This is a genomic window from Streptomyces sp. GbtcB6 (genome assembly GCF_019091475.1).
GTDB classification, from domain to species: domain Bacteria; phylum Actinomycetota; class Actinomycetes; order Streptomycetales; family Streptomycetaceae; genus Streptomyces; species Streptomyces hyaluromycini.
In genome coordinates, this window is sequence record NZ_JAGXJL010000522.1 from 1 (window position 1) to 231 (window position 231).

Genomic DNA, 231 nt, shown 5'->3' on the forward strand with positions numbered 1-231 from the left:
CGCCCAGCCGCCCTCGAAGGCCGCGAAGAGCACGTACCCGACCGAGAGCAGCGCGACCGGTCGCATCTGGGCACGCAGGTCGAGATAGGAACTGGCGGACGCCGAGGTGTAGAGGAGCGGCGGCAGCAGCAGCGGCAGGACGACCTCGGGGGCGAGGGTGTAGTCCGGGATGCCGGGGATGTACGACACCACCAGCCCGACGGCCACCAGGAGCACGGGCGCAGGCCCCGG

1 pseudogene is annotated in these 231 nt (G+C 72.3%); it reads right to left on the minus strand.

Annotated elements, in window-relative coordinates:
• Window positions 1–231, minus strand: a pseudogene (locus KVT45_RS55855) (Na+/H+ antiporter); the annotation flags it as partial.